Genomic DNA, 25079 nt, shown 5'->3' on the forward strand with positions numbered 1-25079 from the left:
GGACTGACTAGCAGCCCGCCGCGACGCAGCAAAGTCCGCCGTTCACGCCGCTTCGCCGAACACGCGTGCGAAAATGGTATCCACATGTTTGAAATGGTAATCGAGGTCGAACTTCTCCTCGATGTCCTGCGCGCCGAGCGCTGCGGTCACTTCGGGATCGGCCTTCAGCAGATCCAGGAGTGACAGTTCGCCGTCCGAATCCCACACCTTCATCGCGTTGCGCTGGACGAGCCGATAGGCGTCCTCGCGGCTCACGCCGGCCTGGGTCAGCGCCAGCAGCACGCGCTGCGAATGGACGAGGCCGCCCATCCGGTCGAGATTCTTCTGCATCCGCGCCGGATAGACGACCAGCTTGTCGACCACGCCGGTGAGGCGCGCGAGCGCGAAATCGAGCGTGATCGTGGCGTCGGGCCCGATATAGCGCTCCACCGACGAATGGCTGATGTCGCGCTCGTGCCACAGCGCCACATTCTCCAGCGCCGGGGTGACATAGCCGCGCACCATGCGCGCGAGGCCGGTGAGGTTCTCGGTCAGCACCGGGTTGCGCTTGTGCGGCATCGCGGACGAGCCCTTCTGGCCGGGCGAGAAATATTCCTCCGCCTCCAGAACTTCGGTGCGCTGCAGGTGGCGGATCTCGGTCGCGAGCCGTTCGATCGAGCTGGCGATGACGCCCAGAGTGGCGAAATACATCGCGTGGCGGTCACGCGGGATCACCTGCGTGGACACCGGCTCCACCGTCAGCCCCATCTTGTCGGCGACATGCGCCTCGACCCGCGGATCGATGTTGGCGAAGGTGCCGACCGCGCCTGAGATCGCGCAGGTCGCGACGTCGGCCCGTGCGGCGACCAGGCGGTCGCGGTTGCGTGCGAACTCGGCATAGGCCTGCGCCAGCTTGAGCCCGAAGGTCACCGGCTCGGCGTGGATGCCGTGGCTGCGGCCGATCGTCGGCGTCAGCTTATGCTCATAGGCGCGGCGCTTGATCACCTCGAGCAGCCTGTCCAGATCCTCCAGCAGGATGTCGGTGGCGCGGGCGAGCTGGACGGCGAGGCAGGTGTCGAGCACGTCGCTGCTGGTCATGCCCTGGTGCATGAAGCGCGCCTCCGGGCCGACATGTTCGGCGACGTTGGTGAGGAACGCGATCACGTCATGCTTCACCTCGGCCTCGATCGCGTCGATGCGATCGACCTCGAACGCGCCGCGTTCCCAGATCGCCGCGGCGGCTTCCTTCGGCACCACGCCCAGTTCGGCCAGCGCGTCGGTGGCGTGCGCCTCGATCTCGAACCAGATGCGGAACTTCGCTTCGGGCGCCCAGAGCGCGGTCATGGCCGGGCGGCTGTAACGGGAAATCATGGTCGAGACCTTGTGACAGGAGTGGAAGGTCGATCGGGCAGACCGACGCGGCGAGCCGCGCGCTAGCAGAGATGAACCGAGCCGGCAACCGAGTCGCCGATGGAACGGATTTGCTGCTGTCGGGGTTAATTACTTACAGTTTCGGTATCCCTTCACTGCCGGAACGGTGCGAAATTAACAGGAGTATTCTGTATGTTGCGTTATGCTCTTCTGGCCAGCGCCCTCGCCTTTTCTGCCCCGGTACTTGCGCAGGAAATGACCCCGCAGTCGGCTGATCCTGCAACAGCGGCGGCGACCGCCCCGCAGACCATGCCGGAAGCGGTTGCGCCGCAGGAAGCCGCTCCGGCAGCGCCCGCCGCGACGGCTCAACCGACGTCGGTCGCCGAGATCGTCAAGGCCGAGTTCCCGGCCTACGACAAGGACAGCACCGGTGACCTCAGCAAGACCGAATTCAGCACCTGGCTGATCGCGCTCAAGACCAAGTCGGATCCGGCCGCGGCCGCCGACCAGACTGCGCTCAGCACCTGGGCGGGCCAGGCCTTCGCCCAGGCCGATGCCGACAAGAGTTCGGCGGTCACCCAGACCGAATTGACGAGTTTCCTCGGCGGCTGACGCCGCCACCCTTTCGGTGTCGCAGCGAAAGGCGGGCCGGTCCTCCGGTCCGCCTTTCCTTTTTCAGCGTTTGCCGCGCTTAGATCAGGCCGAGCGCGCGCATGCTCGCATGCCCGTGCGCGCCGATGATGACATGATCGTGGACCTGGATGTCCATCCGCCGCCCCGCCTCGATGATGTCGCGGGTGAGGGTGATGTCGGCGCGGCTGGGCTGCGGGTCGCCGCTGGGATGGTTGTGGACGAGGATCAGCGCGCTCGATCCCAGTTCGATCGCGCGGCGGATCACTTCGCGGACATGCACCGCGGCCTGATCGATCGATCCTTCGCTCATCAGTTCGTCGCGAATCAGCATATTTTTGGCGTTGAGGTGGAGCACGCGGACGCGCTCGATCGCGCTGTGCGCCATGTCGACATGCAGATAGTCGAGCAGTGCCTGCCAATTGGAGAGGATCGGCCGCGCCTGCGCGGTGCTTTTCAGCATGCGTGCGGCGACCGCATTGACGATCTTCAGCGCGGCGATCGAGCTGTCGCCGATGCCGGTCACCCGGCGAAGCGATTCGGCGTCGGCCGCGAACAGCGGGCCGAGACCGCCGAATTCCGTCAACAGCCGCTTGGCGTGCGGCTTGGTGTCGATCCGCGGCATCGCCAGCGCGAGCAGATATTCGACCAGTTCATGATCGAGCAGCCCGTCGGCATCGGCGAGCAGCCGGCCGCGCAGCCGCGCGCGATGGCCTTCGCCATCCTTGCGCTCCGGCCCGTCCTTGTGCCCGGGTCGATCGCCTTTTTGCTCCATCGCGTCCCCCACACCGCCAGCATTTATGGGAGGCGGCGGGCCGCGTCCACCGCCCGGATGGCGGCACGCGGCCGCTTTCCCCGGCAAACGCATTGTGTTGCCACCAAAGAACCATATCCTTAGGCCTGCGTTGTGGGCGCATGACTGGGAGCCGCCGGGAAGGATGACCATATCGGAGCCTTCTTCCGCCGGGCGGCGATGAGCACCGTCCTGCGCCGTACGCTGCTGCTGGTCTTCGCGCTGCTGCTGGTGTCGCTGGCCGTGGTCTGGTTCCAGCGCAAGCCGATCGCGCGCAACTATATCGATGCCGAACTGGCGCGGCGCGGCGTGCGCGGCAGCTACGACCTCGTGGAGCTCGGCCCGGGGCGGCAGCGCATCGAGCATCTGGTGCTGGGCGATCCCGCGCAGCCCGACCTGACCGCGGATTGGGCCGAACTGCGCATCGCCTATCGGCTGGGCACGCCGCGCATCGCCGAGGTGCGCGCGGGCGGCGTGCGGCTGCGCGGCCGGATCGTCGACGGCACGCTCTCGCTGGGCGACCTCGACCGGCTGATGCCCGCGCCCAGCGGCGCGCCCTTCAGCCTGCCGGATCTGCGCGTCGTCCTGCAGGATGCGCGGATGCGGCTCGATGCCCCCACGGGGCCGGTCGGGCTGAAGCTCGAAGGCAGCGGCAACCTGCGCAACGGCTTCCGCGGCCGGCTGGCGGCGGTTGCGCCGCACCTCGCGATCGGCGGCTGCTCGCTGGCGCGGACCACCGCCTATGTCGATCTCAAGATCGTCGATCGCAGCCCAGCGCTGAGTGGCCCGGTGCGCACCGACACGCTCGATTGCCCCGCGCTGGCGCTGCGCACCGGCCATGCCGATATGCGTATCACCATGGCGCTGTCAGGGCCGCTGGATGCCTGGTCGGGCGATGTCCGGCTGGCGCTGGCCGCGGCGCGCTATGCCGACATCCGCTTGGCACGCATCGGCGGGAAGCTCGATTTCGCGGGCAAGGCGGCCGGCACCCACGGGATGCTGCAGCTGACTGCGGCAAGCGTCGCCGCGCCCCAGGGGGCGGGGCGCGACGTCTCGATCGACGGCGATTATGCGGTCGCGGGCGATCGCCTGCGTTTCACGGGCCACGCGGGCGCCGCATCGGCGCGGCTCGCGGATGCCACGATCGCGCAACTGCGCGGGATCGGCGGCAGTGCGGCGGGAACCCCGGCCGGTCCGCTGGCGAGCGCGCTCGGCACGGCGCTGGCGAATGCCGCGCGCGATGCGCGGTTCGATGCGCAGCTGGCCTTGGATTCGCGAACGGGCGGCGGCACGCTCACCGTCTCCCGGATGACGCTCGACAGCGCCAGCGGCGCGCGGCTGGCCTTGGGCGAGGGCGAGGGCGAGGGCGAGGGCGAGGGCGTGCTGCTGCGCTGGCCGCAGGCCGATGCGCGCATCGACGGCACGCTCAGCATTGCCGGCGGCGGGCTGCCCGAGGGCGTGATCCGGCTGACGCAGCGGATGCCCGGCGGACCGCTGACCGGGGAGGCGCGGTTCGCGCCCTATGCCGCGGGCGGCGCGCGGCTGACATTGGCGCCGGTGCGCTTCGCGGCATTGCCCGACGGCGCCCGCTTCGACACGCGGGTGACGCTGGACGGGCCGCTGGCGGACGGGCGCGTCGAGGGGCTGAGCCTGCCCGTCAGCGGGCTGGTCGATACGCGCGGCAATTTCGTGGTCAACCGCTCCTGCGCGCCGCTCGACTGGCGCTCGGTCAGCGCGGCGGGGCTGGTGCTGCGCCCGGCGCGGCTCGGGCTGTGCCCGGTGGAAGGCGGCGCGCTGCTGGTGATGACCGGCGGCCGGTTGCGCGGCGGTGCCGCGATCGTCGCGCCGCGGCTCGCGGGGCGGCTGGGCAGCAGCCCGGTGACATTGGCGGCGAGCGGCGCGCGGGTGAAGCTGGGGGATGGCACGCTGGGGCTGTCCGACCTTGCGGTGCGCCTTGGCGAACCCGACAGCGAGACGCGGCTCGACATCGGCCGGCTCGACGGCCGAATCGATGGCGGCGCGCTCGCCGGCACGTTCGCAGCGCTTTCCGGCAAGATCGGCGCGGTGCCGCTGCTGGTCTCCGAGGGGGAGGGCAAATGGCGGCTGCGCAACGGCATATTGGGGCTGGGTGCTGCGCTCCGCGTCGACGACGAAGCCACCCCCCCGCGATTCCAGCCGCTACGCTCGCCCGATTTCGTGTTGGTGTTGGCCAATGGCGAAATCGCGGCGGGGGGCACCTTGGTCGAACCCAAGAACGGCTCGACGGTGACGAAGGTGACGATCGATCACCGCCTGTCGACCGGAACCGGCCATGCCGCGCTCGACGTGCCCGGCATCACCTTCGACAAGGCGTTGCAGCCCGAGGAATTGACCCACCTGACCTTGGGCGTCGTAGCCAATGTCCGCGGCACGGTGCGCGGGCAGGGCGAGATCGACTGGTCGCCGAAGGGCGTGACGAGCAATGGCGTCTTCCGCACCGACGATACCGCGCTCGCCGCGGCGTTCGGCCCCGTTAGCGGTCTTACTGGCGAGGTCCGCTTCACCGATCTCCTGGCGCTGGAAACCGCACCGGGGCAGGTGATGCGGATCGGCGAGGCCAATCCCGGCGTCGCCGTGAACGATGGCGAGATCCGCTACCAGTTGCTCGCCGGCCAGCGGGTGAAGGTGGAGAGCGGGCGTTGGCCGTTCGCCGGCGGCGAACTGATCCTCGATCCCGACGTGATCGACATGACCGCGGCCGAGCGGCGGCTGACCTTCCGCGTCGCCGGTCTCGACGCGGGACAATTCATCAACAAGTTCGAGTTCGACAATCTCAACGCCACCGGCAAGTTCGATGGCGTGCTGCCGATGGTGTTCGATCAGCACGGCGGCCGGATCGACGGCGGCTATCTGAAGGTGCGCGAGGAGGGCGGCACGCTTTCCTATATCGGCGACATCAGCAACATGGATCTGAACTTCTTCGCCAACATCGCTTTCGATGCGCTGAAGTCGATCCGCTACAAGAGGCTGACGATCGGCCTCAACGGCGCGATCGACGGGGAGCTTGTTAGCGATATCCGCTTCGACGGTGTCAACCAGCAGGGTATCGAGAAGGGGAAGGGCGGGCTTTTCGAGCAGATCCTCGGCCGCCAGTTCATCTTCAACATCAAGATCACCGCGCCCTTCCGCGGGCTGATGACCACGGCCAAGTCTTTCTACGATCCCTCCATCCTGGTGCGTGACGCGCTGCCGCCGGGCGCGGTGCCCGCAGACGATGCCGTTCCTGCCGTTCCCGCCGTTCCTGCCGATGCGCCGGCTGCCACGCCCGGGGCTGGCCCCGTTCAGCCAAAGGAAAGCGATCCTGTGCCATGAAGCGTTCGATATTGACGAGCAGGCGATGCGGTGCGACCCGTCCGGTGATGGCATGGAGCGATCTGGCGGCACGGGCCGCAACTCTCGGTGGCTTGGCGTTCGCGGTACCGGGATGCATCCAGGTCACCGCGCCCGACAAGCCGATCGAGATCAACCTGAATATCAGCGTCAAGCAGGAGGTCCTCGTGAAACTCCAGCAGGACGCAGAGAAATTGATCGAGGATAATCCGGAGCTGTTCCCGCAATGACCAACAGGATGATCATCACCGCCGTGGCAGGCATCGCGTTGGCGATGGCTGCGGGAATCGGCGGCATCGCCTATGCGCAGTCCGGCGCCGTCGCGGCGGCGATCTCCGCCGGCACGGTCGGCGAGCAGGCCGATGGCTATCTGGGCGTCCGCGGCTCGGTGAGCGCCGACGTGCGCGCCGAGGTCGAATCGATCAACATCAAGCGGCGCGATGCCTATACCGATCTCGCCGCCAAGCGCGGCGTCAGCGTCGCGGCGGCGGCGGCGGCGACAGGCTGCCGAACCCTTGCCACCCGCGTTGGCCCGGGCCAGGCCTATCGCCTGCTCGACGGCAGCTGGCAGGTGCGCCAGGGCAGCGCGCCGGTGCAGCTGCCGGCCAACTGCCCCGGCTGAGGGTGTCGGGCCGGCCTCGCTCCGGCCCGAAGCGCAAGGGTTGGCCCCCGCATGGTTGACTCGGGCTGGCTCGCTACCTAAACGGGCCGCGCCTTGGCGGGTTCACTCGTCGTTCATGTCTCGGGAAGCTCCAGGCCGCCTCGGCGCCGGGAGAGGAGAATATGGCGAAAGACGAACCCGGGCAGGACCCCCGCGACGGCGGCGATGCACGGCTTGAGGCGCTGGACAAGCGGCTCAGGCAGGCGAAGCACGACGAAGCGGTCAGGACGGGCGAAACGCAGAAGGGGCAGGACGAGAATTATCGTCTCGGCAACCGCGTTCTCGCCGAACTGATCGGGGGGATTGCCGGCGGCGCGCTGATCGGTTGGGTCATTGACCGTTTCGCCGGCACGTCGCCATGGGGTCTGCTGGTGGTGATGGCTCTCGGGATCATCGTCTCCTTCAGGAACATCATCAGGATTTCGAACCAGCGCTCGAAGTGATTTCGGGCGCTTTGGTCGCAGGGATTGGGGTAGCCAAGTGGCCGAACAGGGCAAAGTAGACCCGATGCACCAGTTCACGATCGAGCCGTTGTTCGGCACCGATCACTGGAACGTCGCGGGTCACAACATCGCCTTCACCAACTCGGCACTGTGGATGGTGATCACCGTCGTGGTGCTGTGGGTGTTCATGCTGGGCGGCATGAAGCGCGCGCTGGTTCCCGGCCGCTGGCAGATGGCGGTCGAGAGCATGACCGGCTTCATCGATTCGATGCTGTCGGCGAATGTCGGGCCGAGGGGGCGCAAATATGTGCCCTACATCTTCTCGCTGTTCATGTTCATCCTGTTCGCCAACCTGCTCGGCCTGCTGCCGCTGGGCCTGGTCGGCATTCATCCGTTCACGATCACGAGCCATTTCACGCTTACCGGCGTGCTTGCGATCATGAGTTTCTCGATCGTTCTGATCGTCGGCTTCTGGCGCCACGGCCTGCATTTCTTCTCGCTGTTCGTGCCGCACGGCACGCCGGTGTGGCTGTTGTGGCTGATCCCGATCATCGAGCTGATCTCGTTCCTCGTCCGTCCGTTCAGCCTTGGCCTCCGGCTCTTCGTCGCGATGATGGCCGGCCACGTTCTGCTCGAGGTGCTTTCCAGCTTCGTCATCGACAGCGCCAATGCCGGCCTGATGTTCGGCATTCCGATCGGCGGCGCCAGCTTCATCCTGATGGTCGCGATCTGCGCCCTCGAGATCCTGGTCGCTGGCATCCAAGCCTATGTCTTCGCGCTGCTCACGTCGCTCTACCTGAACGACGCCGAGAACCTGCACTGAGCCGTTTTCGATCTTTTCTTGTCAACCGAATTTACCAAGGGAGTTTTACATGATGGACGCAGAAGCCGCCAAGCTGATCGGTGCTGGTCTCGCTGCGATCGGCGCCGGCATGGCCGCCATCGGTGTGGGTAACGTGTTCGGGTCGTTCCTCGAGAGCGCGCTGCGCAATCCGGAAGCCGCCGACGGCCAGCAGGGCCGCCTCTTCATCGGTTTCGCCGCCGCCGAGCTTCTCGGTCTGCTGGCGTTCGTCGTCGCGATGATCCTGATCTTCGTCGCCTAACGACGTCTTTTACCCCGCCGCCCGGTCCTGATGGTTCGGGCGGCAGGACAGGAATCAAGGCACGATGCCCCAGATAGCCCAGCTCGCCGCCACCTATTCGTCGCAGATCTTCTGGGTGCTGCTGACGTTCGGCTTCGTCTTCTTCGTCATCGGTCTCGGCATGGTGCCCAAGATCCAGGCGACGGTTGACCAGCGCGACCGCCAGATCGCCGGAGACCTCGCCGCGGCCGACGCCGCGCGCAAGGCGGCGGACGAGCGGGACGAGGCGTATCGCGCCAAGGCCGAAGCCAATCGTGCCGAGGCGTTGAAGCTCACCCAGGCCGCCAAGGCCGATGCGGCGGCTGCGTCCGAGGCGAGGGTCGCCGAGGGTGACGCCCGGAACGAGGCGACCATCGCCGCGGCCGAGGCGCGTATCCGTGCCGCGACCGATGCGGCGCTTCTCGAGATCGAGGCGGTCGCGGCCGAAGCCGCGCAGGACATCGTCGCCCGCCTTTCCGGCGTGCCGGTGAGCGCCGACGAAGCGACCCAGGCAGTGAAGGCAGCGATGAATCATGGCTGAGACGCTCTCCCCCGGATCGGCGGAAGTGGCCGCGAATCTGTCGCACGCCGACACCGCCGAAGGGCTGCACAGCGGCACCGAGGCGCATGGCGGTGCCCATGCCGAACCCTCCGCGCTGGGGCTGAGCCCGAGCGCCTGGGTGGCGCTGTCGATGACGGTGTTCATCCTCATCCTGCTGTGGAAGCGGGTGCCGGCGCTGTTCGCACGCGGCCTCGACGGCAGGATCGCGGCGATCCGCAGCCAGCTCGACGAAGCCAAGGCGCTGCGTGCGGAGGCCGAGGCGCTGCGTGCCGAATATGATGCCAAGCTGAAGGCGGCCGAGGCCGAGGCCGCATCGATGCGCGCCCACGCCGAAGCCGAAGCCAGGCAGATCCTCGTCGACGCCGAGGCGGCGGCGCAGGATTTGACCCAGCGCCGCGCGAAGATGGCCGAAGACAAGATCGCTGCCGCCGAGCGCGCTGCGATCTCCGACGTCCGCGCCAAGGCGGCGAGTGCTGCGGCGGCTGCCGCGGCGGCGCTGATCGCAGCCAAGCATGACGCGGGCGCGGATCGCGCGCTGGTCGACCAGACAATCGCCGGGATCGGAACGCGGCTGAACTGAGGTTCGGTTCACGGTTAGAAAAAGGGCGCCGTTCCGATGGGAACGGCGCCCTTTTTCATGTGGGTGCTGTTTGGGCCTTGAAGGGGACGGGCTGAGCGGAAGCTCAGCCCATCAGCTTCGGGAAAAACCCTTCGTGCGCCGCGCGCAGGTCGGCCAGGGTCGCCGCGCCGCCGGCAACGACCACCGCGTCGCCGCCGGTCGTGCCGATGCGCGTCACCGCGATGCCCGTTGCGGCCACTGCGTCCGGATCCTTGGTCGTGACCACATAGCGCGCCTGGTCCTCGCCGAACGCCGCCGCGGCGCTATCCAGCCCGGTCAGTTGCGCGCCGATGCCGCTTGCCAGCGCCATCTCCGCCACCGCGACCAGTGCGCCGCCGTCCGAGACGTCGTGGACGGCGCTCAGCGTGCCATCGAGGATGAGGTCGCGCACGATGGTGCCATTGGCCTTCTCGGCCGCGAGGTCGACCGGCGGCGGCGGGCCGTCTTCACGGCCGTGGATCTCGCGCAGCCAGATCGACTGGCCGAGATGGCCGGTGTCGCCGCCGACGAGCAGGATCGCCTCGCCTTCGCCCTTGAACGCGATGGTGGCCGACTTCGACCAGTCCGCGAGCAGGCCGATGCCGCCGATCGCCGGCGTCGGCAGGATCGCCGAGCCGGTGCCGTCGTCGTTCTTGGTTTCGTTGTAGAGCGAGACGTTGCCGCTCACGATGGGAAAGTCGAGCGCTGCGCAGGCTTCCGCCATGCCCTCGATGCAGCCGACGAACTGGCCCATGATCTCGGGCCGCTGCGGGTTGCCGAAATTCATGCAGTCGGTGGTGGCGAGCGGCGTCGCGCCGACCGCGGTGATGTTGCGCCAGCATTCGGCGATCGCCTGCTTGCCGCCCTCGAACGGGTCCGCATAGCAATAGCGCGGCGTGCAATCGGTGCTGATCGCGAGGCCCTTGTCGGTGCCGTGGACGCGCACCACCGCGGCGTCGCCGCCGGGGCGCTGGACGGTGTCCGCGCCGACCATGTGGTCGTACTGCTCCCAGATCCAGCGGCGCGAGGCGATGTCGGGCGCGCCCATCAGCCGGACGAGGTCGGCGGCGATGCCGCTCGAGGCCGGCACGTCGGCCAGCGCCGCCGGCGCCGGCGTCTTCACATGCGGACGGTCATAGCAGGGGGCGTCGTCGGCGAGGGGGGCGAGCGGGATATCGCACACCGTCTCGCCGCCATGCACCAGCACCATGCGGCCGGTGTCGGTGACTTCGCCGATCACCGCGAAATCCAGTTCCCACTTGCGGAAGATCGCCTCCGCCTCGGGCTCGCGGCCGGGCTTGAGCACCATCAGCATGCGTTCCTGCGATTCGGAGAGCATCATCTCATAGGCGGTCATGCCGGTTTCGCGCTGCGGCACCTTGTCCATGTTCAACAGCAGGCCGACGCCGCCCTTGGACGCCATTTCCACCGAGGAAGAAGTGAGGCCGGCGGCGCCCATGTCCTGGATCGCGACGATCGCGTCCGAGGCCATCAGTTCGAGGCAGGCCTCGATCAGCAGTTTCTCGGTGAACGGATCGCCCACCTGCACGGTCGGGCGCTTCTCTTCCGAATCCTCGGAGAAATCCGCCGAGGCCATGGTCGCGCCGTGGATGCCGTCCCGCCCGGTCTTGGAGCCGACATAGACGATCGGATTGCCGACGCCCGAGGCGGCCGAATAGAAGATCTTGTCGGTATGGGCGACGCCCACCGTCATCGCGTTGACGAGGATGTTGCCGTCATAGGCGCGGTGGAAGTTCACCTCGCCGCCAACGGTCGGCACGCCCACGCAATTGCCGTAGCCGCCGATGCCGCTGACCACGCCCGCGATCAGGTGCCGCATCTTGGGATGGTCCGGCCGGCCGAATCGCAGCGCGTTCAGGTTGGCGACGGGGCGCGCGCCCATCGTGAAGACGTCGCGCAAAATGCCGCCGACGCCGGTCGCGGCACCCTGATAGGGCTCGATGTAGGAGGGGTGGTTGTGGCTCTCCATCTTGAAGATGGCGGCCTGGCCGTCGCCGATGTCGACCACGCCGGCATTTTCGCCGGGGCCGCAGATAACCTGCGGACCGGTGGTCGGCAGCTTCTTCAGGTGGATCCGCGAGCTCTTGTAGCTGCAATGCTCGGACCACATCACCGAAAAGATGCCGAGCTCGGTCAGATTGGGCACGCGCCCGAGCGCGTTCAGGACGCGCTGATATTCTTCCTCGGACAAGCCGTGTTCGGCGACGATCGCGGGCGTGATCTGGGTCATGCGCGTGCCCTTAGCCGGGTGCGCGCGGGGTTGCTAGGCCCGGAAACAGCGGCGTCGCTGCGGCGTTGTCCCTTCGGCTGAAAGAAGGAGACGGGCATGAGCATGATGGCCGCGATGTTGATGATGGCGGGCGCGGGCGCCGCCACGGCGCCGGTGACCGGTGATTTCGACCGCGATGGAACCCCCGATGTCGCGGCGATCGAGGACGCGCCGGGCGGCGGCAAGCAACTGGTGGTGAAGCCGGGCCGGGAGGGCGCGCTTCCGCTGGTCGTCGTGCTGATCGACCAGCCCGAGACCTTCCATTTCGGCAAGGCCGCGCCCGGCACCTATGCCACCGCGTGCGGGAAGGGGCTGGGGCCGGCGGGCGAGCCGTGCGCACGCAGCGCCGTCTCCGTGGAGGGCGATACGCTCAGCTACGGCACCGATGAGAGTTCCGAGGCGGTGGCGATCTGGACGGGTGCCGCGTTCGAACGCGTCTGGCTGTCCGACTGATCCGGTCGCGCGATGATCGCTGATTCGCTTGCACTGGACTGTCACAAAAGCGTAACGCGCGCCTTCCATCGACCGCCCGCGCAGAAAGCCCCGAGAGATTCGCCAGATTGCCGCCTTGCCGTACCGCGCCGATGGCGGCGCGATCGATGCGCCGGTGCGGGTTCTGCTGGTCACCTCGCGGGAGAGCAAGCGCTGGGTGATCCCCAAGGGCAACCAGGCCAGCGGCCATAGCCCGCACGCCGCCGCCGCGCTGGAAGCGGAAGAGGAAGCCGGCGTGCGCGGGGCGATCTGCCCGACCGCGCTGGGTTCCTACCGCTACCGCAAGAAGCGCCGCAACGGCGCCTCGCTGATGATCGACGTGGATGTGTTTCCGCTCGCGGTCAGCAGCGAACTCGGCATGTGGAAGGAACAGGGGCAGCGCGAGCGCCGCTGGTTCACCTTGGCCGACGCGGCGGATGCGGTCGACGAACCCGATCTCAGCGATCTCATTCGCTCGTTCAACCAGGCCGAGTTCCGCTCGGCGGCGCGGCGCACCGGCTTCTTGCAGACGGTTGCCGGCACATCGAAGGTCAGTCACATGTTCGCGTGGTTCCAGCGGCTCCTGCCGAAGACCGGCAATTTCTTCGAGCTGTTCGAGGCGCACGCCGCGACCGTGGTCGCCGCCGCCGACGCGATGGCGCGGCTGCTGCAGGACGGCAATGCCGACCATATCCGCGAGGTGGTGGAGCGCGAGGACGATGCCGACAACATCACCCGCGAGATGCTGCGCACGGTGCGCGAGACCTTCCTGACGCCCTTCGACCGCGGCGCGATCAGCAGCCTGATCGGCTCGCTCGACGACGCGATCGACGAGATGCACGCCACGGTCATGGCGATCGACCTCTATGAGGTGAAGGATTTCGATCAGGAAATGAAGGATATGGCCGCCATCATCATCGATGCGGCCCGGCTGGTGGCGGAAGCGATGCCGCTGCTGCGCGACGTCGGCCGCAACGGCGGGCGCCTGCACGAATTGACCGAGCGCCTGATCCGCATGGAAGCCCATGCCGACGAGATCCATGCGATCGGCGTGAAGCACGCCTTCAAGGCGCATGGCAGCGGCGACACGCTGCGCTTCATTGTCTCGCGTGAGGTCTACAAGCATCTCGAGCGGATCGTCGACGCGTTCGAGGCGGTGGCCAACGAGATCGACGGCATCGTCATCGATCACGCCTGATCGCCGCCATCCATGCATGAACTCGCTTTACCGCTGCTGATCGGCCTCATCGTCGTCGCATTGGCGTTCGACTTCCTCAACGGGCTGCATGACGCGGCCAATTCGATCGCGACGGTGGTCGCGACCCGCCTGCTCAAGCCGGTCCACGCGGTGCTGTTCGCGGCCGTGTTCAACTTCGCCGCCTATTTCCTGACGATCGCCTTTCCCGCCCTGCACAAGGTGGCGGAGACGATCGGGCAGGGGCTGATCGACAAGCAGCTCGTGACGCCCGCCGTGGTGTTCGGCGCGCTGATCGGCGCGATGTTCTGGAATGTCGTCACCTGGCTGAAGGGCATCCCGTCCTCCAGCAGCCACGCGCTGGTCGGCGGCATGATCGGCGCGGGTGTCGCCCATGCCGGCATCACCGGCATCCAGTGGGGCGGTCTCAACAAGACCCTGATCGCGATCGTGCTCTCGCCGACGCTCGGCATGATCCTCGCGATGCTGATCATGCTGGCGACGAGCTGGCTGTTCAGCCGTGCGACCGCCAGGGGGGCCGAACGCAGCTTCCGCGTGCTCCACCTGATCTCGTCCGCCGCCTATTCGCTGAGCCACGGCCTCAACGACGCGCAGAAGACGATGGGGATCATCACGGTGCTGCTTTATTCGACCGGCTATATGACCGGGCCGTTCGAGGTGCCGCACTGGGTGGCGATCAGCTGCTACATCGCGATCGCGCTGGGCACGATGACGGGCGGCTGGAAGATCATCGAGACGATGGGCTCGCGGATCACCAAATTGTCGCAGCATCAGGGGTTCAGTGCCTCGCTGGGAGGATCGATGGTGCTGTTCACCGCCTCCGTGCTCGGCATTCCGGTATCGACCACGCATACGATCACCGGCTCGATCATCGGTGCCGGCACCGCGCGCCGCGCGTCGGCCGTGCGGTGGGGTGTCGCCGGTAACGTCGTGACCGCATGGATCATCACCATTCCCGCCTCCGCGACCGTCGGCGCGCTGTTCTATCTGCTGACCCGGCTGTTCTGAGGCGGGGGGACTCCGAATTCTCCACGCATTCCCATCATCCCGAACGCCGTACCCACCACCCGTTCGCCCCGAGCGAAGTCGAGGGGGCCGTCGAGCGAAGCCGAGACGGCTTTGGGGACAGGTTCGGAGCGGTTCTCGGTTCTCGGCTGCGCTCGAACCACCCCTCGACTTCGCTCGGGGCGAACGGGGGTGGGAGGCCCGCTCCGGAGTGCGAAGGCCCACCGCCTTTTCCCCATAAGCGGAATTGGGGTTTGAACCGCAGACTCGCGCGGCTACAGCCCTTGCCCATGTCGTACGACGTTTCCGACCACCCGCAAGGCGGCCGCTTCGTCGGCAGCGAGCACCGCTTCGCGGTGCGCGTCTTCTTCGAGGATACCGATGTGGCGGGCGTGGTCTATCACGCCAACTATCTGCGTTTCATGGAGCGCGCCCGATCGGACATGCTGCGCCTGCTCGAGATCGACCAGCGTGGAACCATCGATGCGGGGGAAGGCGTTTATGCCGTCGCCGAGCTTTCGATCCGCTATCGCCGCCCGGCAAAGCTGGACGATGCGCTGGTGGTGGTGAGCAGAGTGACCCAAATTCGCGGGGCAAGCTGCCATATTCATCAGACAGTCAGGCGAGGCGATGAAAGCCTGTCCGAAGCGGACGTGGTCGTGGCCTTCCTGACGACGGACGGACGTCCCAAGCGCCAGCCGCGCGCATGGGTCGAGAGATTCGAGCGGCTGCTGTAAGGGAGATCTGAAGCGCGATGGAAGGCATTACCCTGAGCACGGAGGCGGCGACGCTTTCGCCGATCGCGCTGTTCCTGCAGGCAGACATCGTCGTGAAGGGTGTGATGGTCGGGCTGCTGCTCGCATCGATCTGGACCTGGACGATGATCGTCGGGTTCAGCATCAAGCTGCGCCGGGCGATGCGCGACTCCGATGAGTTCGAGCGCGACTTCTGGAAGGCGCAGGACATCGACAAATTCTACGAGGGCGCCGGTCGCGCCGACCAGCCCGCCGCCAAGGTGTTCGCCGCCGGCGTGCAGGAATGGCGCCGCTCCACCGCGCGCGGCGCGATCGACCGCGACGGCACCCGCCAGCGGCTGGCGACGGTGCTCGCCTCTGCCACCGCGGGCGAGGTCGACCGGCTGGCCGACCGGTTGAACAGTCTGGCGACGATCGGCTCGGTCGCGCCCTTCGTCGGCCTGTTCGGCACGGTGTGGGGCATCATGCGCAGCTTCACGTCGATCGCGGCGGCGCAGAACAGCAGCCTCGCGGTGGTCGCGCCCGGCATCGCCGAGGCGCTGTTCGCGACCGCGATCGGCCTGTTCGCCGCGATCCCGGCGGTCATCGCCTATAACCGCTTCAGCCATGGCGTGAACCGGCTGGAAGGAAAGCTCAACCGCTTCTCGGACGGGTTCCATGCCACGCTTTCGCGCGAACTGGAGCTCGATCGCTGATGGCGATGGGCGGGCTTCCCTCCGGTGGCCGCGGACGCCGATCGCGGCGCGCGCCGATGGCCGAGATCAACGTGACGCCGTTGGTGGACGTCATGCTGGTGTTGCTGATCATCTTCATGGTCACCGCGCCGCTGCTGGTTACCGGCGTGCCGGTGAACCTGCCGGACAGCCGCGCCGGCGCGCTCGACCAGAACCAGAAGCCGCTGCAGATCTCGCTCGACAACGAAGGCCGGATCTTCCTCGACGACGACGAGGTGTCCGAATCCGAGCTCGCCGAACGGCTGGCTGCGGCGGCGCCGAAGGAAGGCGAGGATCCCGAGAAGGCGCCCCGCGTGTTCCTGCGCGCCGATCGCGGGCTGGATTATGGCCGGGTGATGCGCGTGATGGGCGAACTCAACCGCGCGGGGCTCAACCGCGTCGCGCTGGTCAGCACCGATGAGGGGAAGCCGCGTTGATCGCAGGCGGCCTCGTTCGGCCTGCGCGTGGGGCCGTTGCCGATGGATAGGGCCGATCGTGCCGGCCTGGGCGTCGCGGTCGTCGCGCACGTCGCGCTGTTCGCGCTGCTCTCGCTTCAGATCGCGCAGACCTCTGGCACGCTCGAGAGCAAGCCGGTCGAAATCGTGATGAGCGACGAATTCGCCGACATCAGTTCGGCGCCCGACCCGTCGCGCGAGGCGCCGGCGACGAAGCGCGGCGAGGTGGAAGGGCCGGCGGAGCCGACCGCGCCGCCGCCCGCGGAGGATTTGCCGCCGGCACCGCGGCCCGAACCCGTGCCTGCTCCGGCGCCACAGCCGGCGCCCGCGCCCAAGCCGGCGCCGCAGCCCGTGAAGAAGCCGGCCAAGCCCGATCCGAAGCCGACCAAGCCGAACCCGAAGCCGCAGGCGAAGCCAGCCAGGCCGGCAACGGCGCCGCCGCGCGACCGATCCGATCGGCGCCGTCCAGACCGGCCGGTGCGGCCGACCGGGCGGCTGGACAGGATCGATGAGGGGCTCAATACGCGCGACACGCCGAGCACGTCGACGCGCCAGCAGGCGCAGGCCACGGGGCCGGCGCGCCAGACGATCAACGCCGCTATCGGCAACGAAATCCGGCCCTATTGGCGGCCGCCCTCGGGCGTGGACGTCGAGCGGCTGGTCACCAAGATCCGCTTCGAGCTCAACGAGGACGGCTCGCTGGCCGGCGAGCCGCAGATCCTCGGCCAGACCGGCAAGACCGCGAGCAACGCGCCGCAGATGCGGCTGCACGCCGAAAATGCGATACGCGCGATCAAGCGCGCGGCACCCTTCAGGCTGCCGCGCGAAAATTACGCGCAATGGAAGACCTGGACCTTCGATTTCGATGCGAGGCTGACAGAATGACCCGAGACACGCGATCCCCGACCCCGCGGCGCCTGGGCGCGCTGCTTGTGACCCTGCTGTTCGGCAGCGCCATGCCGGCCTTTGCGCAGGTCGCCGCGCCACCGCCCGCGCCGACCCAGCCGGTGGAGAACACCGGCCGCATCACCGCCGACGTCAATGGCGACGATCTCGTCATCGCGGTGCCGCCGCTGGCGACGCCGGCCGTGCAGCAGACCGCGGCGGGCGCCACCGACCGCCTCGGCCACCAGATCGCCGACGTGATCGCCACCGACCTGCGCAACAGCGGCATCTTCCGCCCGCTGGGCCCCGGCCAGGTGCGCGGCATCGCCTTCGGCGAGGTCACCCAGCCGCAATATCCCTATTGGGCGGGCACCGGCGCCGAGGCGCTGGTGCAGGGCTATGTCCGCGCGAGCGGCACCGACCGGCTGACGATCGGCTGCTATCTCTACGATGTCGCGCTGAAGACCGAGCTGACCCAGAAGGGGTTCGAGGTGGCGCCGGGCGAATGGCGCCGCGCCGCGCACAAATGCGCCGACGCGATCTATGCGCGGTTGACCGGCGAAAGCCCCTTCTTCGATTCGCGCGTCGCCTACATCGCGGAGACCGGCCCCAAGGGGAATCGCGTCAAGCGGCTGGCGATCATGGATTCGGATGGTGCCAACCACCGCTTCATCACCAACGGCCAGTCGATCGCGCTGACGCCGCGCTACTCGCCGGATTACAGCAAGATCGTCTATCTCAGCTATCTCAACAACCGTCCGCGCATCTTCATCTACGATGTCGGCAGCGGCAGCCAGAAGCTGGTGGTGGAAAACAGCAACCCCACCTTCGCGCCGCGTTTCTCGCCCGATGGCCGGACGATCCTCTATTCGATGACGGTCGGTGCCAATACCGACATCTATTCGATCCCGGCAACCGGCGGCACGCCGCGCCGGCTGACCAACGCCCCGGGCATCGACGTGGGCGGCAGCTTCTCGCCCGATGGCCGGCAGATCGTGTTCGAGAGCGATCGTTCGGGCAGCCAGCAGGTCTATGTGATGAACGCAGACGGTTCCAACCAGCGCCGGATCAGCTTCGGCGGCGGCCGCTATGCGACGCCCGAATGGAGCCCGCGCGGTGACCTGATCGCCTTCACCAAGATCGCCGGCAATTTCCGGATCGGCGTGATGACGCCGGGCGGCGGCGGCGAACGGCTGCTGACCAACAGCTGGCAGGATGAGGCGCCCACCTGGTCGCCCAACGGCCGCGTCATCCAGTTCTTCCGGACGTCGCAGGGCCGCCAGGGCACGTCGAGCATCTGGCAGGTCGACCTCACCGGCCGCAACGAGCGCAAGCTGCCGACGCCGGTTTCGGGGTCCGACCCCGCCTGGGGACCGCTGCTGCCGTAGGCAAGCGCCGCGAAATTTTGGGGTGCCCCCCGCGGAACGAATTGATCGCGTAACAACTTTATCGGAAAAGGTTCCCGACCTGCCGAGCCGTTGGGCGCGAAAGTGCAAAAGGAGAAGACCGACATGGCCCATTTGAAGACCGGTTTCGCTGTCGCTCTGGCGCTCGTCGCCTTGGCTGGTTGTTCCAAGAAGCCGCCGGAAACGCTGCCGCCGAGCCCGGGCGAGACGCCGGCGCCGCCGCCTGTCTCCGATCCCGGCCCGGGCTATACGCCCGGATCGCAAGAGGATTTCATCGCCAACACCCAGGGCGACACGATCTATTTCGACACCGACAAATATGATGTCGGCAGCGAAGACCGCGTGATCCTCGATAGCCAGGCGGCGTGGCTGCGCCAGCATGGGACGGTCCGCGTGACGATCGAGGGCCATGCCGACGAGCGCGGCACCCGCGATTACAACATCGCGCTCGGTGCCCGCCGTGCCAATGCCGCGAAGGACTATCTGGTCTCCGCCGGCATCCCGGTCTCGCGGATCAGCACGATCAGCTACGGCAAGGAACGGCCGAAGGCGCTGGGTTCTGACGAGAGCGCCTGGGCGCAGAACCGCCGCGCGGTGACGGTGACCGTCCAGTACTGATCGTCTGCGAAGATTGAGGAAAGCGGGCCGGATCCTGGGCGATCCGGCCCGCTTTTCTTTGTCCGCGACAATTCCCATCTGTCGCGGCGGGCCACCGTCCCGTTTCAAGGATGGGCGGGGTCCGTCTCGCATTCTCTAGAGCCGCCCAATCCCGAGGAATCTCCACAGCATGGCCGACATCGACGACATTCTGGCAAAGGCGCGCGAATGGCAGGGCGCGCGGATGGCGGTGGCCACCGTCGTTTCCACCTGGGGATCGGCGCCGCGGCCGCGCGGCAGCCATATGCTCGTGCATGAGGATGGCCGCTTCGCCGGCTCGGTCTCGGGCGGCTGCGTCGAGGGAGACATTCTCGCCAGCGCCGCGGAGGTGATCGGCGGGGCCCCCGCGGTGCTCAAGCGCTATGGCGTCAGCGACCCGGCGGCGTGGGAGGTGGGGCTGCCCTGCGGCGGAGAGATCGAGGTGCTCGTCCAGCCGGTCTCGGCTGGCGGCTTCGCGCCCGCGCTGTTCGAATCGATCGCCGACGCGCGGCGCGACGGCCATGCGCTGGCGGTGGCGACCGATCTCGCCAGCGGGCAGAGCGCGCTGGGCGAGTCGGCGGACGGGTTCGTCAATCGCTATCGGCCGCCGCGGCGGCTGCTGATCATCGGCGCGGTGCAGATCGCGCAATCGCTGGTCGCGCTCGCCCGCGCGCTCGAGGTGCGGCCGGTGGTGATCGATCCCCGCGGCCGCTTCCTCACCGCCGAACGCTTTCCCGACACCGATCTCGACGATCGCTGGCCGGACGACGCGGTGGCGGCGCGCCGCCCCGATGCCGGCACCGCGGTGATCACGCTGAGCCACGATCCCAAGATCGACGATCCGGCGCTGATCGCCGCGCTGGCGGCGCCGACCGGCTATGTCGCCGCGCTCGGCTCCCGCCGCAGCCATGCCGCAAGGCTCGAACGGCTGGCGGCGGCCGGCGTCGATCCCGCCGCGCTCGCCCGCATCGACGGGCCGGCGGGCATCTCGATCGGCGCGCTCGGCCCGGCCGAGATCGCGCTTTCGATCGCGGCGGGGATGGTCGCGGCGCTCAATGATCGCGGCTGACCGCGTCGCCGCGCTGCTGCTCGCCGGCGGGCTTTCGCGTCGCTACGGCGCCGACGACAAGCTGGTTGCCGACCATGCGGGGCGGCCGCTTGCCGTCCACGCACGCGATTCGCTGGCTGGTTTCGCCTGCCGGTTCGCGGTGGTGCGCGCCGGTGCCGGCGCGCTGGGGGCGCTGCTTGCGGCGGGCGGGCTGCGGCTGATCGAGAATGCCGCGCCCGAAGAGGGCATGGCCGGCTCGATCCGGCTGGGCGTTGCGGCGGCGGCCGCGCTGGATGTCGAGGCGCTCTTGATCTGCCTCGCCGATATGCCGCGCATCGACGGGGCGCTCCTTGCGCGGATGTGCGCGGACTATGATCCGGACATCGGCCTGCTGGTGTGCGCGGCGGGTGGGCGGCGGATGCCGCCGGCGCTGATCGGGCGGCGTCACTTCGCGGATCTCGGAAAGCTGACGGGAGATGTCGGCGCACGCGACCTGCTGGCAGGGGCGCCGGTGCTGGCGATCGGTGCGGCGATCGCGCTGGACGTGGACCGGCCGGTGGATGGCGCGGGCGCGCCATAAACGCCCGTCGTCCCGCTCGACGTGACGGACCGACGGACCTGGCTGTCCTACCCTTCGATCAGCGGCACATGCCCCGCCACATCCCGCGGCAGCAGACCGGTCAGGCGCGGATCCGGAAACGTCTCCATCCGCCGCTCGACCGCGACGAATCCCTGCGCGCGGTAGAAACCCAACGCCGAAGGGTGGTCGAGCGTGCAGGTCTGCAGCCAGACGCGCTCGACGCCGCGGGTCCAGGCGAGCGCCATCGCCTGCGCCATCATCCAGCGGCCATGGCCCTTGCCGGCGAGCTCGGGGACGAGCGCGAAGAAGGCGAGGATGCATTCGCCGGGCGTGCGATGGTCGAGTTCGATCAGCCCGATCTCGATGCCGCGCCGGTCGAGCACGGCATGGATCGACACCGCGGGATCGCGAATCGTCTCGATCAGGGTCGCGTCGTCCATCGCCAGCCGCGAAAACCAAAGCCAGGGCGCGCCGACCCTGCGGAACAGCGCGCGATAGGTCTCCGGTACGGCGGCGGGCCAGGGCTGGAGGCGCAGCGGGCTTGCCGGCAGCGGCCGCAGCGCCGGGCGGCGGCGCATCTCCAGCACGGTGACGACGGTCGCGACCTCGCCGGCAGCAACCGCAATCAGGGCCATGCGGCTTCCGGCGGCAGGCTCATCAGGATCGCGTCGATATTGCCGCCGGTCTTGAGGCCGAACAGCGTGCCGCGATCATGGACGAGGTTGAATTCGGCATAGCGGCCGCGCCAGACGAGCATGCGCTGCCGGTGTTCGGCGTTCCACGGCATGTCCATCCGCCGGCGGACGATGCGCGGGAAGATGTCGAGGAAGGCTTCGCCGACCGCGCGCGTCAGCGCGAAATTGGCGGCGAAGCTCTCGGCGTCGTCGCTTTCCCGATGGTCGTAGAAGATGCCGCCCACGCCGCGATGGACCTTGCGGTGGGGGATGTAGAAATACTCGTCCGCCCACTGCTTGAAATGCGGATAGAGCTGGTCGCCGTGCGGCGCGAGCGCCGCTTCGAACGCGGCGTGGAAGTCCGCCGTGTCCTCGTCATAGGGGATCGGCGGATTGAGATCGGCGCCGCCGCCGAACCAGCGCTTCTCCGTCACCAGGAAGCGGGTGTTCATGTGGACGGCGGGGACATGCGGATTGGCCATGTGGGCGACGAGGCTGATGCCGGTCGCGAAGAAGGCCGGATTCTCCGCCGCGCCATGGATCGTCCTGGCGAATTCGGGAGAAAAGGCGCCGCCGACGGTGGAAACGTTGACGCCGACCTTCTCGAAAACCTTGCCCTTCATCAGCCCGCGGGTGCCGCCGCCGCCTTCTTCGCCATCGGCATCCTCGCGATCCCAGGGGATATAGTCGAAGGCGGCTTCGCTGCCCGCCTCGCGCTCGATCGCCTCGAACGCGGCGCAGATGCGGTCGCGCAGCGCCTCGAACCAGTCGCGGGCCTGGCGTTGCTGCGGGTCGAGTTCGATCATCGGAAAGGCACCTCAAACGCTCGGAACGGCGCGCAAGGCTTATCCGCACGGGGGCGGCCAAGTCGAGATGGGCGCGCGGCTTATTCGGGCATGCCGCCGGTCTGGCGCAGCGCCTCCACCAGCGCGATGCCGGCGGACATGCCGATGTTGAGCGAGCGGAAGCCGGGCCTGAGCGGGATGCGGATCCTGAGATCGGCGGCGTCGTGGACATCCTCGGGCACGCCCGCGCCCTCGGATCCGAACAGCAATATATCGTCGGGCCGGAACGCCGTCTCGTGGATCGGCGTGCTGCCGCGCGTCGTCAGCAGCGCGAGGCGGCCGCTGCGCTGTCCGGCGAACGCCGCCCAGTCGGCATGGCGGACGAGTTCGGCATCCGCCGCATAGTCCATTCCCGCGCGCTTCAACCTCTTGTCGGAAAAGGCGAAGCCGCAGGGTTCGATCAGATCGACGGCCACGCCGAAACAGGCGGCGAGCCGCAGGATCGCGCCGACATTTCCGGCGATTTCGGGTTGGTACAGCGCAATCCGCACGGTGTTCGACTAAGCCTCTAGAATTGCGAATGATTCGCAGATTATCCCGTTGCGCAAAATGCTGTTGGCAAACGGGGCTTTCGATGGCTATCAGCGAATTCAACCGTCGGAGCAACAGGCGGGGAGGGGGTCGAAAAGCGTCGCGCAAAGCGGTCCCCGAATGTGCCACGTTCGAACCGCAAAGGCATTTCATGGCCACGCTTGACACCACCGAGCCAGAGACGGGTGAAAACGGCGGGGAGGGGATCCGGCGCCGCGATTTCATCAATATTGCTGCAGTGAGCTTTGCCGGCGTCGGCGCCGTTTCGCTGCTCTACCCGATCGTCAACCAGATGAACCCATCGGCGGACGTGCTTGCGCTCGCCTCGATCGAGGTCGACGTGTCGGCGATCCAGCCGGGCCAGGCGATCAAGACGATCTTCCGCAAGCAGCCGTTGTTCGTCAGGCATCTGACGCCCGCGGAGATTGCCGCGGCCGATGGCGTCGATGCGGCGTCGCTGCGCGATCCGCAGACGCTGGAGGAACGCACCAAGACCGGCAAGAAGCAGTGGCTGATCACGATGGGTGTCTGCACCCATCTCGGCTGCGTGCCGCTCGGCGCGGGCGAAGGCGAGGCCAAGGGCGAGTTCGGCGGCTATTTCTGCCCGTGCCATGGTTCCCACTACGATACGGCCGCGCGCATTCGCAAAGGCCCGGCACCCAAGAATCTGGAAGTGCCGGAATATGCGTTCACGTCGGATACCGTTGTTCAGGTCGGTTGAGGTAGCAGGATATGAGCTTTCCCTGGGCTGAGCATTATACGCCGAAGCATCCCTTCATGCGCTATATGGACGAGAAGCTGCCGCTGCCGCGCCTCGTCTACAACGCGGTGGGCGCGGGCTACCCGGTGCCGCGAAACCTGAATTATTTCTGGAATTTCGGCGTTCTCGCGGGTGCCGCTCTCGCCATCCAGATCCTCACCGGCATCATCCTGGCGATGCATTATGCCGCCAACGGACTGGTGGCGTTCGACAGCGTCGAACATATCATGCGCGATGTGAACCAGGGCTGGCTGCTGCGCTATGCGCACGCCAACGGCGCCTCGATGTTCTTCATCGTCGTCTATCTGCACATCTTCCGCGGGCTCTATTACGGATCCTACAAGGCGCCGCGCGAGATGGTCTGGCTGCTCGGCCTCGTCATCTTCCTGCTGATGATGGCGACCGCGTTCATGGGCTATGTGCTCCCCTGGGGGCAGATGAGCTTCTGGGGCGCCAAGGTGATCACCGGCCTGTTCTCGGCGATCCCGCTGGTCGGCACGACCATCCAGGAATGGCTGCTGGGCGGCTTCGCGCCGGACAATGCCGCGCTCAACCGCTTCTTCTCGCTGCACTATCTGCTGCCGTTCGTGATCGCCGCGGTGATCATCCTCCACATCTGGGCGCTGCACATTCCGGGTTCGAACAACCCGACCGGCGTGGACGTGAAGGGGCCGCAGGATACGGTGCCGTTCCACCCCTATTACACGGCCAAGGACGGTTTCGGCCTCGGCGTGTTCCTGCTGATCTTCGCGATCCTGCTGTTCTTCGCGCCGAACTATCTGGGCCACGCGGACAATTATATCCCGGCCAACCCGCTTTCCACGCCGGCGCACATCGTCCCCGAATGGTATTTCTGGCCGTTCTACGCGATCCTGCGCGCCTTCACCGTGGATTTCATCCTGCCGGCCAAGCTGTGGGGCGTGCTCGCGATGTTCGCGGCGATCCTGCTGCTGTTCTTCCTGCCGTGGCTCGATCGCTCGCCGGTCCGCTCGGGCAATTACCGGCCCCTGTTCAAGAAGTCGTTTGTCGTGCTCGTCGTCGACGTGCTCGTTCTCGGCTATTGCGGCGGCGCGCCGGCGGAAGAGCCCTATGTGATGATCTCACAGCTGGCCGCAGCCTATTATTTCGCGCACTTCCTGATCGTCCTGCCGATCATCTCGAAGATCGAAAAGCCGCTGCCACTGCCCAACTCGATCACCGAAGCGGTGCTCAAGGGCAAGGATGGCGCCACGCTTTCGACCAATGCCGTCGCGCAACCGGCCGAATAAGAGGAAATTCAGAA

General features: G+C 67.6%; 28 protein-coding genes. 22 read left to right on the forward strand and 6 right to left on the reverse strand.

Annotation, left to right across the window (positions count from 1 at the left end):
* Positions 1 to 42: 42 nt before the first annotated feature.
* On the reverse strand, positions 43 to 1350 hold the full coding sequence (gene purB / locus NX02_RS00265; RefSeq protein ID WP_025290211.1) for an adenylosuccinate lyase: 1308 nt from the start codon (positions 1348 to 1350) through the stop codon (positions 43 to 45).
* A gap of 192 nt (positions 1351 to 1542) precedes the next feature.
* Between purB and NX02_RS00270 the strand changes: the two genes are divergently transcribed.
* Positions 1543 to 1962: an EF-hand domain-containing protein gene (locus tag NX02_RS00270; RefSeq protein ID WP_025290212.1), complete on the forward strand. Its 420-nt coding sequence runs from the start codon at positions 1543 to 1545 to the stop codon at positions 1960 to 1962.
* Positions 1963 to 2041: 79 nt separating this feature from the next.
* Here the strand turns inward: NX02_RS00270 and radC are convergent, their stop codons facing one another.
* Complete coding sequence (gene radC, locus NX02_RS00275; RefSeq protein WP_025290213.1) at positions 2042 to 2755, reverse strand: RadC family protein; 714 nt, start codon at positions 2753 to 2755, stop codon at positions 2042 to 2044.
* 198 nt (positions 2756 to 2953) lie between these two features.
* On the opposite strand from radC, the gene NX02_RS00280 reads away from it, so the two are divergent.
* The 8 genes from NX02_RS00280 to NX02_RS00315 all read left to right on the forward strand — a co-directional run bounded on the left by NX02_RS00280 (position 2954) and on the right by NX02_RS00315 (position 9509).
* Positions 2954 to 6124, forward strand: a complete 3171-nt coding sequence (locus NX02_RS00280; protein ID WP_025290214.1) for an intermembrane phospholipid transport YdbH family protein — start codon at positions 2954 to 2956, stop codon at positions 6122 to 6124.
* 47 nt (positions 6125 to 6171) lie between these two features.
* The gene (locus NX02_RS00285; protein WP_047099710.1) at positions 6172 to 6372 is read left to right on the forward strand and encodes a YnbE family lipoprotein; all 201 of its coding nucleotides are present in this window, start codon (positions 6172 to 6174) and stop codon (positions 6370 to 6372) included.
* The gene (locus NX02_RS00290; RefSeq protein ID WP_025290216.1) at positions 6369 to 6764 is read left to right on the forward strand and encodes a YdbL family probable chaperone protein; all 396 of its coding nucleotides are present in this window, start codon (positions 6369 to 6371) and stop codon (positions 6762 to 6764) included. Before NX02_RS00285 ends, NX02_RS00290 begins: the two co-directional genes overlap by 4 nt.
* Before the next feature lie 161 nt (positions 6765 to 6925).
* Entirely contained in the window at positions 6926 to 7246 is a 321-nt protein-coding gene (locus NX02_RS00295; protein WP_025290217.1) for an AtpZ/AtpI family protein, read from the forward strand.
* A 37-nt stretch (positions 7247 to 7283) separates the two neighbouring features.
* Positions 7284 to 8069 carry a F0F1 ATP synthase subunit A gene (locus tag NX02_RS00300; protein ID WP_025290218.1) on the forward strand — a complete coding sequence of 262 codons (786 nt, stop codon included), beginning with the start codon at positions 7284 to 7286 and terminating at the stop codon, positions 8067 to 8069.
* A gap of 52 nt (positions 8070 to 8121) precedes the next feature.
* On the forward strand, positions 8122 to 8349 hold the full coding sequence (locus NX02_RS00305; protein WP_025290219.1) for a F0F1 ATP synthase subunit C: 228 nt from the start codon (positions 8122 to 8124) through the stop codon (positions 8347 to 8349).
* Between the two features lie 64 nt (positions 8350 to 8413).
* A complete protein-coding gene (locus NX02_RS00310) occupies positions 8414 to 8908 on the forward strand; it encodes a F0F1 ATP synthase subunit B family protein (RefSeq protein WP_025290220.1) in 495 nt (164 codons plus the stop codon).
* Positions 8901 to 9509: a F0F1 ATP synthase subunit B family protein gene (locus NX02_RS00315; RefSeq protein ID WP_025290221.1), complete on the forward strand. Its 609-nt coding sequence runs from the start codon at positions 8901 to 8903 to the stop codon at positions 9507 to 9509. The genes NX02_RS00310 and NX02_RS00315 overlap by 8 nt, the downstream gene beginning before the upstream one ends.
* 103 nt (positions 9510 to 9612) lie before the next feature.
* On the opposite strand, the gene purL is transcribed toward NX02_RS00315, so the two are convergent.
* Entirely contained in the window at positions 9613 to 11778 is a 2166-nt protein-coding gene (gene purL, locus NX02_RS00320; protein ID WP_025290222.1) for a phosphoribosylformylglycinamidine synthase subunit PurL, read from the reverse strand.
* A gap of 96 nt (positions 11779 to 11874) precedes the next feature.
* Here purL and NX02_RS00325 point away from each other — a divergent pair, with 96 nt between their 5' ends.
* The 11 genes from NX02_RS00325 to NX02_RS00375 all read left to right on the forward strand — a co-directional run bounded on the left by NX02_RS00325 (position 11875) and on the right by NX02_RS00375 (position 20987).
* Positions 11875 to 12270 carry a hypothetical protein gene (locus tag NX02_RS00325; protein ID WP_025290223.1) on the forward strand — a complete coding sequence of 132 codons (396 nt, stop codon included), beginning with the start codon at positions 11875 to 11877 and terminating at the stop codon, positions 12268 to 12270.
* Between the two features lie 115 nt (positions 12271 to 12385).
* Positions 12386 to 13486, forward strand: a complete 1101-nt coding sequence (locus NX02_RS00330; RefSeq protein ID WP_245648723.1) for a DUF47 family protein — start codon at positions 12386 to 12388, stop codon at positions 13484 to 13486.
* Between the two features lie 12 nt (positions 13487 to 13498).
* Positions 13499 to 14512, forward strand: a complete 1014-nt coding sequence (locus tag NX02_RS00335) for an inorganic phosphate transporter (RefSeq protein ID WP_025290225.1) — start codon at positions 13499 to 13501, stop codon at positions 14510 to 14512.
* Between the two features lie 287 nt (positions 14513 to 14799).
* Positions 14800 to 15246 (forward strand): tol-pal system-associated acyl-CoA thioesterase, encoded by a 447-nt coding sequence (gene ybgC / locus NX02_RS00340; protein WP_039996334.1) that lies wholly within the window; start codon positions 14800 to 14802, stop codon positions 15244 to 15246.
* Between the two features lie 17 nt (positions 15247 to 15263).
* Positions 15264 to 15959 (forward strand): protein TolQ, encoded by a 696-nt coding sequence (gene tolQ, locus NX02_RS00345; RefSeq protein WP_025290226.1) that lies wholly within the window; start codon positions 15264 to 15266, stop codon positions 15957 to 15959.
* Positions 15959 to 16414, forward strand: coding sequence for a protein TolR (tolR, locus tag NX02_RS00350; RefSeq protein WP_025290227.1), 456 nt, complete (start codon positions 15959 to 15961; stop codon positions 16412 to 16414). The genes tolQ and tolR overlap by 1 nt, the downstream gene beginning before the upstream one ends.
* A 42-nt stretch (positions 16415 to 16456) precedes the next feature.
* Positions 16457 to 17317 (forward strand): hypothetical protein, encoded by an 861-nt coding sequence (locus NX02_RS00355; protein WP_025290228.1) that lies wholly within the window; start codon positions 16457 to 16459, stop codon positions 17315 to 17317.
* Entirely contained in the window at positions 17314 to 18705 is a 1392-nt protein-coding gene (tolB, locus tag NX02_RS00360) for a Tol-Pal system beta propeller repeat protein TolB (RefSeq protein WP_047099711.1), read from the forward strand. The genes NX02_RS00355 and tolB overlap by 4 nt, the downstream gene beginning before the upstream one ends.
* Positions 18706 to 18828: 123 nt before the next feature.
* Positions 18829 to 19341, forward strand: a complete 513-nt coding sequence (pal, locus tag NX02_RS00365; RefSeq protein ID WP_025290230.1) for a peptidoglycan-associated lipoprotein Pal — start codon at positions 18829 to 18831, stop codon at positions 19339 to 19341.
* Positions 19342 to 19510: 169 nt separating this feature from the next.
* Entirely contained in the window at positions 19511 to 20428 is a 918-nt protein-coding gene (locus NX02_RS00370) for an XdhC family protein (protein WP_025290231.1), read from the forward strand.
* Complete coding sequence (locus tag NX02_RS00375) at positions 20415 to 20987, forward strand: nucleotidyltransferase family protein (RefSeq protein WP_025290232.1); 573 nt, start codon at positions 20415 to 20417, stop codon at positions 20985 to 20987. Before NX02_RS00370 ends, NX02_RS00375 begins: the two co-directional genes overlap by 14 nt.
* Positions 20988 to 21034: 47 nt before the next feature.
* Here NX02_RS00375 and NX02_RS00380 read toward each other — a convergent pair whose 3' ends face one another.
* The 3 genes from NX02_RS00380 to NX02_RS00390 all read right to left on the reverse strand — a co-directional run bounded on the left by NX02_RS00380 (position 21035) and on the right by NX02_RS00390 (position 22997).
* The gene (locus NX02_RS00380) at positions 21035 to 21622 is read right to left on the reverse strand and encodes a GNAT family N-acetyltransferase (protein ID WP_025290233.1); all 588 of its coding nucleotides are present in this window, start codon (positions 21620 to 21622) and stop codon (positions 21035 to 21037) included.
* Entirely contained in the window at positions 21613 to 22467 is an 855-nt protein-coding gene (gene hemF, locus NX02_RS00385; RefSeq protein ID WP_025290234.1) for an oxygen-dependent coproporphyrinogen oxidase, read from the reverse strand. Before hemF ends, NX02_RS00380 begins: the two co-directional genes overlap by 10 nt.
* A gap of 80 nt (positions 22468 to 22547) precedes the next feature.
* Positions 22548 to 22997, reverse strand: coding sequence for a tRNA (cytidine(34)-2'-O)-methyltransferase (locus NX02_RS00390; protein ID WP_025290235.1), 450 nt, complete (start codon positions 22995 to 22997; stop codon positions 22548 to 22550).
* 191 nt (positions 22998 to 23188) lie between these two features.
* Here NX02_RS00390 and petA point away from each other — a divergent pair, with 191 nt between their 5' ends.
* Together petA and NX02_RS00400 are read left to right on the forward strand one after the other, a co-directional pair.
* Complete coding sequence (petA, locus tag NX02_RS00395) at positions 23189 to 23758, forward strand: ubiquinol-cytochrome c reductase iron-sulfur subunit (protein ID WP_025290236.1); 570 nt, start codon at positions 23189 to 23191, stop codon at positions 23756 to 23758.
* A gap of 11 nt (positions 23759 to 23769) precedes the next feature.
* Positions 23770 to 25065 (forward strand): cytochrome b, encoded by a 1296-nt coding sequence (locus NX02_RS00400; RefSeq protein ID WP_025290237.1) that lies wholly within the window; start codon positions 23770 to 23772, stop codon positions 25063 to 25065.
* Positions 25066 to 25079 lie beyond the last annotated feature (14 nt).

The organism is Sphingomonas sanxanigenens DSM 19645 = NX02, assembly GCF_000512205.2.
In the GTDB taxonomy this organism is placed as follows: Bacteria; Pseudomonadota; Alphaproteobacteria; order Sphingomonadales; family Sphingomonadaceae; genus Sphingomonas_D; species Sphingomonas_D sanxanigenens.